The sequence below is a fragment of the Pseudomonas sp. NFACC39-1 genome (assembly GCF_900110355.1).
Lineage (GTDB): Bacteria > Pseudomonadota > Gammaproteobacteria > Pseudomonadales > Pseudomonadaceae > Aquipseudomonas > Aquipseudomonas tehranensis.
In genome coordinates this window covers 283,184-293,416 of the sequence record NZ_FODL01000006.1, presented here as the reverse complement: position 1 = coordinate 293,416, position 10,233 = coordinate 283,184, and the positions used below count along the sequence as shown (strand labels likewise).

The 10,233-nt window shown below is 60.3% G+C and carries 9 protein-coding genes; 4 read left to right on the top strand and 5 right to left on the bottom strand.

Going from position 1 to position 10,233, the window contains the following annotated elements; translation table 11 throughout:
• Positions 1-126: 126 nt before the first annotated feature.
• From BMY45_RS15535 to BMY45_RS15525, 3 genes are all read right to left on the bottom strand, one after another.
• A complete protein-coding gene (locus BMY45_RS15535; protein ID WP_092399073.1) occupies positions 127-834 on the bottom strand; it encodes a cupin domain-containing protein in 708 nt (235 codons plus the stop codon).
• A 39-nt stretch (positions 835-873) separates the two neighbouring features.
• Positions 874-1,731 (bottom strand): GNAT family N-acetyltransferase, encoded by an 858-nt coding sequence (locus BMY45_RS15530; RefSeq protein ID WP_092399071.1) that lies wholly within the window; start codon positions 1,729-1,731, stop codon positions 874-876.
• Positions 1,732-1,946: 215 nt separating this feature from the next.
• Positions 1,947-2,873 (bottom strand): 2-hydroxyacid dehydrogenase, encoded by a 927-nt coding sequence (locus BMY45_RS15525; protein ID WP_092399069.1) that lies wholly within the window; start codon positions 2,871-2,873, stop codon positions 1,947-1,949.
• A gap of 287 nt (positions 2,874-3,160) precedes the next feature.
• Here BMY45_RS15525 and gabT point away from each other — a divergent pair, with 287 nt between their 5' ends.
• The 3 genes from gabT (at position 3,161) to BMY45_RS15510 (ending at position 5,732) form a co-directional block, all read left to right on the top strand.
• Positions 3,161-4,453: a 4-aminobutyrate--2-oxoglutarate transaminase gene (gene gabT, locus BMY45_RS15520; RefSeq protein WP_092399067.1), complete on the top strand. Its 1,293-nt coding sequence runs from the start codon at positions 3,161-3,163 to the stop codon at positions 4,451-4,453.
• A gap of 89 nt (positions 4,454-4,542) precedes the next feature.
• Positions 4,543-5,199 (top strand): HAD family hydrolase, encoded by a 657-nt coding sequence (locus BMY45_RS15515; RefSeq protein WP_092399065.1) that lies wholly within the window; start codon positions 4,543-4,545, stop codon positions 5,197-5,199.
• A 44-nt stretch (positions 5,200-5,243) separates the two neighbouring features.
• Positions 5,244-5,732, top strand: coding sequence for an Lrp/AsnC family transcriptional regulator (locus BMY45_RS15510; RefSeq protein ID WP_076385388.1), 489 nt, complete (start codon positions 5,244-5,246; stop codon positions 5,730-5,732).
• Positions 5,733-5,741: 9 nt separating this feature from the next.
• Here BMY45_RS15510 and BMY45_RS15505 read toward each other — a convergent pair whose 3' ends face one another.
• Positions 5,742-7,922 (bottom strand): ATP-binding protein, encoded by a 2,181-nt coding sequence (locus tag BMY45_RS15505; protein ID WP_092399063.1) that lies wholly within the window; start codon positions 7,920-7,922, stop codon positions 5,742-5,744.
• 204 nt (positions 7,923-8,126) lie between these two features.
• Entirely contained in the window at positions 8,127-9,080 is a 954-nt protein-coding gene (locus tag BMY45_RS15500) for an alpha/beta fold hydrolase (RefSeq protein WP_092399061.1), read from the bottom strand.
• A gap of 343 nt (positions 9,081-9,423) precedes the next feature.
• Here BMY45_RS15500 and BMY45_RS15495 point away from each other — a divergent pair, with 343 nt between their 5' ends.
• Positions 9,424-10,170, top strand: coding sequence for a substrate-binding periplasmic protein (locus tag BMY45_RS15495; protein WP_092399059.1), 747 nt, complete (start codon positions 9,424-9,426; stop codon positions 10,168-10,170).
• The last annotated feature ends 63 nt before the right edge of the window (positions 10,171-10,233 follow it).

The window sequence follows — 10,233 nt, the reverse complement described above, 5'->3', positions numbered from 1 at the left end:
GGTGATGTTGAATGTGCCGCCGCCTTCGCGAGCAGGCTCGCTCCCACACTTTTTCGGGGTGGCTGCGGGATTCACATTCACGGCAGATCCCTTGTGGGAGCGGGCTTGCTCGCGATAGCGGTGGTGCTATTTGACGACGTAGATCTTGCGTACGTAGACGTGACTCGTCCAGGCGCACGGCGCATTCTGCGGTACGAACACCGTGTCGCCGGTATTGACCGTCAGGTCGGTGCCGTCGGCTGTCTGCAGGGTGACGCTGCCTTCAATCAGGTGCATCAACTCATGCAGTTTGTGGGGCCTGGCTTGGCGAGTGTAAGGCGTTGAGTCCCAAACGCCGATGCGCAGGTTGGTGGCTTCTTCGACAAACAGATTGTGCGAGCGACATTGCGGTGGCGGGCTGAGCAGTATGGCTTCATCGGGAGCCGCCGAAGGCGAGAGCAACGTGTGGGCCGGGAGTGCTGTCAGCCCGGGCTCGCTGGCATTCACGCGCTGGGTATCGGCACAGAAGGCCCATAAAGACTCAGCTTGCGCGTCGATCTCAAGCGCCGTACCACGGGCGATCACCGCGCTTTCACCGGCGCTGAGGCGCAGCGTTTGTGCCTGGCTGCGCAGTTCAACGCCTCCGGCATGCACCACGATCATTTCGCTGAAGGGATACTGGTCGCTGCTGAACCGACCGCTGGCCCGGACGACACCAGCGGCGATGCCATCCGCCCCGGCATAAGCGATGAGCCGGTCGAACGGATCATTGGCGCCCAATGAGCCTGGGGTGAACGAGGTTGAGGCGGGGCTGCCGTCGGCATGGGCCAACAGCACAGCAGTGGGTTCGAGCATGAACAGGATCTCCAAAAAAATGATCAGCGATGGGATTTGTCAGCCAACGGCCTGGGTTACCAACACAAACTGCCGCACCGCGCCGCTCGCTTGCGGTGGCGTGCCGCGAGCCATTTGGGCGACGGTGTCGACTTGCTTGAGGCCCGCGTCTTCGAGCCAGGGGCCCAGCCCGGTGTCGGAGGGAATGTCGATCCGAACGAATGCATCCGGCACCCGTGCCAGCAACACAGCGATCAGGTGCCGGGCCTGTTCAGGGTTCTGCGCGATGACCGGACCGATGCAACGGCCACGTCCGAAGGGGCGCAGCAGGGCGAAAGCGCACAACTGGCCGTCCCGCTCAATACCCACTGCATGCTCAACGACATCGAACAGATCGGTGAGCACGACCCCACGGTCCAGGCCACTTCCGGCATTGGCCAGTGTGATCACTTCGGCGTGATCGGCGTCGGTCAGCGGGCGGCAGCGTTCGTTGGCGGCCAATGTCGGCGGTGCAGGCGGTAAAGCCAGGCCTTGATGTTGCTGGATATGCCCAAAGTCCACGAATCCCTGACTGGCATACAGCGGGGCGCCGGCCAGCGTCGCATTGAGGATGGCAGTACGCGAGCCGCACGCTTCGATGGCCAGCTCCATCAGTTTGCGACCGATCCCCTGGCCCTGGTACTCGTTATCGACGATCACCAGGCCGATGGTGGCGTAGCGTCCCTGGGCACAGGTGAATGCAGTGCCGATCAGGCGGCCCTGATCCTCAACGACAAAACCTTGGGCCACGCGCTGCAGCATCGCCCAGTCCTCCAGGCGATGGGGCCATTTCAGTTGCACGGATAGGGCGTGTGCCGAGGGGACATCGGTAGCGGTCATGGCACGATAGACGTAGTCAGGGCGTTTCGAATTGGACATGGCAGATCACCATTGAGAGAGGGGGTAATCAGTCGGATTTATCCGCGGATAATGTTTGTATCTCACCTGCAAGCAAGCCTGACAAGGGGCGCAAAACGATTCGGCAGGTTCCTTCTACAACGACGCTTGCGGCCACATTTCTTGCTCAAATCAGCGGCCGGGCCGGCAGTAAATACCGGATGGTTTTTTGCCCGATGCACCTTGTCATGCACGGGTCAGTAGCTGCGCTCACGGTCCACCAGACCCCGCATCGATTCGCCCCGTTGATGCCGGCGAATATTGTCCAATAACACGCCAAACGCACTCTCGGGTTGAGTCATCGCTGCGATATGGGGGGTCAGCATTATTTGTCGATGGTTCCAGAACGGATGATCCGGCGCGGCTGGTTCCTGTTCCAGCACGTCGAGCACCGCCGCGCTCAGCTGGCCGCTGGCAAGGGCTTCAAGTAAATGCGCTTCTACCAGATGCCCTCCGCGGCCCATGTTGACCAGGGCCGCGCCCCTGGGCAGGTGTTGGAACAACTGACGGTTGAGAATTCCCTTGGTCTGTTCGGTCAGCGGCAGGACACACAGCACAATGTCGCATTGGCTGAGGAAGGCCGGCAGTTGCCCGGTTCCGGCAAAGCACTGCACTCCATCAATGTGATGTTCACTGCGCGCCCAGCCTGACAAGGCGAAACCAAAGGGCTTCAAGGCGTTGAGTATGTGACGGGCCTGCAACCCCAGGCCCATGACCCCGACCCGGCGCTGCTGCGCAGGCACCAACCGGTGTGCTTGCCAGCACCGCTCGGCCTGTTGCTGGCGATAGCGCAACATGTCCCGGTGCAAGCTGAGCACGGCGAAACTGGCGTATTCACACATACCCTGGCTGATGCCTGGGTCGAGCAAGCGCACCACCGGCAGCGTTGGCGGCAAGCGGCCCAGATCCAGTTGATCGACCCCCGCCGACAAGGCGAACAGCACTTGCAGGTTGGGCAACAAGGTTTCGATATCGTCCGGTGCCTGCCAGGCTGCCAGGTAACGAATATCTCGAGGATCGCCGATGTCCGGCCAGGCACGCCATTGGATATCCGGTGCGTGTTCGGCGAACAGGCGCTTCCATTGTTCACCGCGCACCGGGTCGGCTTTGTAGAGCAGGGCCATGAGGTCATTTCTCGCATGAAATAAGGAAGTAACAAGCATGCCTTAATGGCAAAGCAGGATCTGTCGAAAGGGCCCCCCTGGGAACATCAGGCTGCGTTGTATGGCGCGCAAGTCAGCAGATTCCATGGGGTACGAGGCCCTTGGAGGATTCTGCTGTTTGCCGGGGTGTAAACAGTCGATCCGAATTTCTCAACGACCAAGTTCGGCTTAGACAATCGTGTCGAACGCTTAACCTGTGAACACACCGCAGCCGCTTCCTGGTTGTGAGGCTCACGATGGGAAATGCCATGAACAGTAAAGTCGAAGAAACCCCAAGTCTGCTCCGTCAGCGTGATCAATTCGTGCCACGTGGCCTGGTCACTGCCCATCCGCTGGTGATCGACCGGGCCCAGGGCACGGAGTTGTGGGACGTGGACGGCAAGCGCTACCTGGACTTCGTCGGCGGCATCGGGGTCCTGAACATCGGCCACAATCACCCCAAGGTGGTCGCGGCGGTGCAAGCCCAACTGCAGAAAGTCACTCATGCCTGTTTCCAGGTCGTGGCCTACCAACCTTATCTGGACCTGGCCAAGCGCCTGTGCGAAATGATCGGGGGTGAGCAAGCCTATAAGGCGGCGTTCTTCACCTCAGGCGCCGAAGCGGTAGAAAACGCGGTGAAGATCGCCCGAGCCTACACCCAGCGCTCGGCGGTGATCGCCTTTCGCGGCGGCTTCCATGGCCGGACGTTGTTGGGTACCACGCTCACCGGCATGAGCCAGCCTTATAAACAGAATTTCGGACCGTTCGCACCGGAGGTGTTCCACACGCCCTATCCGAATGCCTACCGGGGTGTCACCAGCGAAATGGCGCTCCAGGCGCTGGACGAACTGTTGGCCACTCAAGTGGCGCCTGAGCGGGTCGCAGCGATCATCATTGAGCCGGTGCAAGGCGACGGTGGTTTCCTCTCGGCGCCCATCGAGTTCCTCCAGGGCCTGCGCGCGCTGACGGAAAAACATGGCATTGTGCTGATTCTCGATGAAATCCAGACCGGGTTTGGTCGCACCGGTAAATGGTTCGGTTTCCAGCATGCCGGCATCCAGCCAGACCTGGTCACGGTCGCCAAAAGCCTGGCCGGCGGTTTGCCGCTGTCGGGTGTGGTCGGCAAGGCTGAAATCATGGATGCGCCACTGCCCGGTGGACTGGGCGGCACCTATGGCGGTAACGCGCTGTCGTGCGCGGCGGCGCTGGCGGTGATCGACGCCTACGAGCAGGAACACCTGTTGGCCCGTGGCGAAGCCCTGGGCGAGCGTCTGCGTCAGGGGCTGTTACGTCTGCAAACCCGTTACCCGCGCATTGGCGACGTGCGTGGCAGCGGCTTCATGCTGGCGATCGAACTGATCAAGGATGACGTTGCACGCACCCCGGATGCCGACCTCAACCAACGCTTGATCGACGAAGCCCGGGCCGGTGGATTGCTGGTTATCAAGTGCGGGGTGTACCGCAACGTATTGCGCTTCCTTGCCCCTCTGGTGACCAGCGAGGCGCAGGTCGATGAAGCCTTGCAGATTCTCGACGCTGCGCTGGCACGGGTCATGGGCTGAAGGCCTGGTGTTCATGGCGTTTGCCAGGGCAAGCGCCCATGCAAATCAAAGGAGCGTGGATCGATGGGACATCAGCGGAGGCTTTACCCATGAGGTTGACTGAGTATCGGGCATTGTTGATCGACTGCGACGAGGTCCTGGTGGATCGGGACTCCGCCATCTGGACGGCGCTGCAGCCGCTGCTGGAACACCACGGTGAATCGCCAGAAAAAACCCAGGTGCTGGCCGAGTTCGACGAGGTGCTGCAAGCGCTGTATCCGCGCTTCGGCGAGTTGGGCTTCAGCGGTTTGCTGTGTTTCGCCCACCGTCAGTTGGCCGAGCGCTGGAAACTCAAGGTCAGTTGGGAGGAGGGCATGAGCTTCGCCCGCTCGGCCGCCGCCTGGACGTTGTTCGAGGATGCGCCGGGGGCGATGCTCTATCTACGCAAGTTCTATCGCCTGCTGGTGCTGGGCGACCGCGATGCAGAAGACCGGGGCGCGTTGTGCGAGCGCCTGGGCATCGAGCCGGAGGATTTTATTTCACTGGCCAGTGACCCCTTGCACGATCCTGCTTGGCTCAAGGCCAACGACCTCGATGCGCAGGCTATTCTTCAGGTGACCCGTCCGGGCGCCCGCCCAGCCAAGGTCGGGGCGGTTTGCCTGATTTGTCGCAACCCCGACAACCCACCCAAGCCATGCGCAGGCCAGCATTGCATCAACAGCATGGCCGACCTGGTGGCTCAGCATCAGCTGTCTTTACGGTGCTGATTTTGTTAGAAGATTGTCTTACAAATGGCAGGCAGAGGTAGGCGATGGAAGGTGTAGCGAAACTGGACCGGATCGACATCAGCATTCTGGTAGAGCTTCAAAAAGACGGCCGCATGACCAACGTCAGCCTGGCCGATGCCGTGGGGCTTTCCGCCAGCCCATGCCTGCAACGGGTCAAACGGCTGGAATCGTTGGGGTACATCTCCAGCTACAAGGCCCATTTGAACCTGGCCAAGATTACCGACTCGGTGACGGTCTTCACCGAAATTACCTTGAGCGACCATAAGCGCGAGGACTTCGCCAAATTCGAATCCAACATCCGCCTGGTGGATGAAGTGCTCGAATGTCACCTGATCAGCGGCGGCTACGACTATCTCGTGCGCTTCATGACCCGCAGCATCCAGGATTACCAGGATGTGATGGAAAGCCTGCTGGACAAGAACATCGGCATCTCCAAGTACTTCAGCTACATCGTCATCAAATCGCCTGTGCGCAAGGACGAGATTCCTTTGCGCAAGTTGCTGCGGCATTGATTGAAACGTTTACGCTGATTCAGCGCCGTCATCATCACTGGCGTGAATCAGCGAAGCCACCTGCTGCCCCAGGTCGGTCAAGCTGAAAGGCTTGGTCAGGACGCGGGTCGTTGCATCGACCGAAACCAGGCTTTTGCCTTCGGCGAACCCGGTGATGAACATCACTTTGAGCGAGGGATATCGGGTCTTCATTGCAGCCGCCAGAGCGACACCGTTCATGGTTCCGGGCAGGCCGATGTCCGTGAGCAACAGATCGAGATGCGCCGTTTTCTCGGCCTGTTTCAGGGCAGAGGCACTGTCCAGGGCCTCGATGACACGATAGCCGGCTTCGGTCAGGAACTCCGAAACCATCTGGCGAATAGCCGCTTCGTCGTCGACCAGCAGAATCGTTTCGTTGGCACCTGGTTGCAGTCGCGCAGCCTCCGGCTCAGCGTCCTCCGGCCGAGCGGGGGACTGGCTGACCACCGGGAAATACATCGTCACGGTCGTTCCCACCCCGACGCTGCTCTGAATCTTCACCTGCCCGCCGGATTGCTGGGCAAACCCGTAGATCATCGACAGGCCCAGACCGGAACCTTCGCCAATGCGCTTGGTGGTGAAAAACGGATCGAACACGCGCGGCAGGATGTCGGCGCTGATCCCGGTGCCTGAGTCGGCGACCGATATCGCCACATACAGGCCGGCGGGCAGCATCTTTTCACTGCAAGATTGCGCGTCGATAGCGCAACGTTGTACGTCCAGCTTCAAGGTCCCGCCACCGGGCATCGCATCCCGAGCGTTGATCGCCAGGTTGAGCAGCGCGTTCTCCAGCCCATTCGGGTCGCATTTGATCGGGTCGTGCCCCCTGAAAGAACATTCGACATGAATGCTCGGCCCCACGGAACGCCGGATGATTTCTTCGAGGCCGGCCACCACCTCCCGAGGTTCGAGCACTTCCGGTTGCAGCGATTGCTGCCGGGAAAATGCCAGCAGGCGCTGGGTCAGGGCGGCTGCACGGGTTGCCGAAGTCAGGGCGACAGAGTTGTACCGGGACAGCTCGTCATAACGTTGAGTGTCGATATGTCGTTGCATCAACTCCAGGCTGCCGGTGATGCCCGCCAGGAGGTTGTTGAAGTCGTGGGCGATGCCCCCGGTCAGTTGGCCGACAGCTTCCATTTTCTGGCTTTGGCGCAGTTTGGACTCGGCCAGCGCGCGCTCTTGTTGTTCGGCTTCAAGCTGCCTTGTTCGGACAGCGATGCGTTCTTCGAGCAACTCGTTCCAGTCCCTCAGCGCCGCCTCCAGTTGCACCCGCTCGTGAATGTCTTCGACGGTGCCATACCACTGTTCGCAGCGGCCTTCAGGGTCCAGGCTGCATAATGCACGGATTCTGAACCATCGATATTCTCCCGTGGACTTGCGCAACTGGATCTGCGCGTCGAAGGGTTGCAAACTGGTCAGCGACTGTTTCCATAGCTTGGCAAATGATAGCCGGTCATCGGGATGCACTGCGTTTAACCACTGGCGTCCCAATGTCTGCGCCGGCGACCTTGCGGTGTATTCATACCAGCGTTGATCCAGTGACGTCACCGCGCCATGGCTGTCGGCCGTCCAGGGCCAGAGCGGAGTGAGCTGCGCCGCGATTCGGTAGTGCCTTTCGCTTTCACGCAATTTTTCTTCGGTCAGGCGCATGGCTTGCATGGTTTGCGAGCGCCTCAATGCGGCACCGAGGAGGTTGCTGTAACCGCGCAGAAAATCGATATCGCTCTGGCTAAACTGCCTGGGGCTGCGACTGTCGACTTCGAATATGCCGAATGGCCGTGTTTCGCTGGCTCCGTATACCAGTACATTGACGAACGCCTGAACGCCGTTGCGCTTCTGAAAGTCGTGATAGTGAAAGCGTGTTTCTGTTGAGGCATCCGTGGAAATGACGGCGTTGCCGGTGTCCAGGGAATAGCGTTCCGGGGTTCCTGCCAGGGCCTGCACCCGTACTTTTCCCACCACGCCGGGTGCCCACCCCACACCGTTACGCACGAGGAAAGTGACACCGTCGTCTTCCAGCAACATGAACTTCGCCAGATGGGTTTCCAGCGCCTCACCCACCAGGCGACACGCCTCATCCAGAATGTGCTCCAGGTCGTCTGAAACCAGGGCCAGCTCGCCGAACTCGGCAAGTACCTTGCGTTGACGTAATAAAGTGTCTTCGATTGCCATATGGGTCACCCTGAGTACGTCTTGAATATCCGAGGGTGGGAGGACGGCTAGGTTCACATGAATTGATGAGCGTGCCCGCCACAGAGCGTTGACGTGACAGGTGTATAACGCAAAAGCCCTTCCTGAGAAGGGCTTTGCAAGGTGGATGCAGTATCTGTGACGCTCCCTGAACAACGATGGGCGCGGGCAGTACATGTTCCGGTTCTATTCCTGAAGGAACGTCAGCAGATCCTGGTTCAGCCGGTCCTTGTGCGTATCGGTCAGGCCATGCGGCGCGTCGGGGTAGACGATCAGGCGCGCACCCTTGATCAGCGTTGCCGAGGCCCTGCCTGAAGCATCGATAGGCACGATCTGATCGTCATCGCCATGGATCACCAGCGTCGGCACATCGAACTTCTTCAAGTCGCCACGGAAGTCGGTCGCCGAGAAGGCCGCGATCGACTCATAGGTGTTCTTGCTGCCCGCCTGCATGCCCTGGACCCAGAACGACTGGATCAGACCCTGGGAAGGCTTGGCACCCTCGCGGTTGAAGCCGAAGAAGGGGCCGGAAGCGATGTCCAGGTAAAGCTGCGAGCGGTTCTCCAGGGATGCCTTGCGCAGCCCGTCGAACACCTCGATGGGCAGGCCGCCGGGGTTGGTCGGGGTCTTGAGCATCAGCGGTGGGACGGAGGAGACCAGCACGGCCTTCTTCACCCGGCCGGTACCATGGCGACCGATATAGCGAGCCACTTCGCCGCCACCGGTGGAGAACCCCACCAAAGTCACCTCTTTCAGATCCAGCGCTTCAATCACCGCCGCCAGATCGTCGGCGTAGTGATCCATGTCGTTGCCTTCCCACGGCTGGCTGGAGCGCCCGTGGCCGCGACGGTCGTGGGCAACAACGCGGTAGCCTTTGGCGGCGAGGAACATCATCTGCGCTTCCCAGCTATCTGCGTTCAGCGGCCAGCCGTGGCTGAAGGTGACCACCTGACCATCGCGGGGGCCCCAGTCCTTGTAGTACAGCTGCACGCCGTCTCGGGTGGTGATGTAACTGGCGGACTGGATCACGCTGCCGACGGCGGACGCGCGAGCGCCGGCCTGGGCGGGCGATGCAGCCTCGGCGCTGAGGGTAGCCAGTGCCAGTGTCGCGATGGCCAGGGTGCGATTGAGTGTGTTCATCGTTTCTCTCTCCATAAGGGGCGGATTGTGATCTGCTGCGATCGTCATCGATCGCGTTGGTGGGCAGATTAGAGAGAGAGGCCGATGACGAGAACGGCGATGGTATCGATAGCAACTATGGGAATAACAGATACCTGAAACCCGCCAGTTTGACTCCTGCAGCTCAATCATTGTGGCGATCAGCCGAAGAAGCGGGTGGTCTCGGAAATTCTGGAACCAAGAGATTGCCAAAGGCAGGAGTGTGGATTGCACCAGCCGTCAGCCACGGGTTTGCGTCTATGCTTGTTCTGTGAGTTTCCACCTCGGCCTTGCGCGAACACCGAACGGCTTATCAGGAGAACACGTGAGAATTTCGACACCGGCTGCGGCGCTGCTTTGTCTATTGCTCGGCACAGGGGTCAAGGCCGGAGAGTACCAGGTCGTTACCGAAGAATGGGCCCCGTACAACTACCAGGAAAACAACCAGCTCACAGGTATGACCACGGAGATCGTGCGGGCCATCATGGCGTTGACCGGGGATGACTTTGAGGTGCATCTGCAGCCCAGCATGCGCGCCACCCAGGTACTGAGGACCCGCAGCAAGACCATCATGTTCTCGTTGTTCCGCACGGCGGAGCGCGAGCCGTTGTACAAGTGGGTCGGGCCGATCGTGGAGGAGTCCATTTACGCCTATCAACTGGCCAATGCGCCGCCGGTGAACTCCCTGGAACAACTGCTGCACGCCCCGCAGATCACCACCCGTCATGCCGGCCTGGTGCCCCAGATGCTGCAGTCGCTGGGTTTCAATAATGTGGACAAAAGTGCAACCGAGAGCAAGTTGCTCTACCGCATGTTGCTCGCCGGGCGCACCGGCATCATCGTCGGCGACACCGATGCCGGTGTGGCTTACTACAGCCGCCAGTTGAACATCGCGCCGGGCACGCTGCGCAAAATTCCCATCGAGCTCTATCGCTCGTCGCTGTACATCGCGTTCAGCCTCGATTCTGAGGACGAGGTGGTGACTGCGTGGGCCAAGGCTTTGGAGCAGTTGCGCCGTTCGGGCGAGGTGGAACGGATTCAGCGGCGGTATGAGAGGGTTGTTGGGCAGTGAAAGCACGATCGTTGTGGGGCATGGTGCAAACTCGATGGAGTTGCTGGCGGTCAATCATGGATT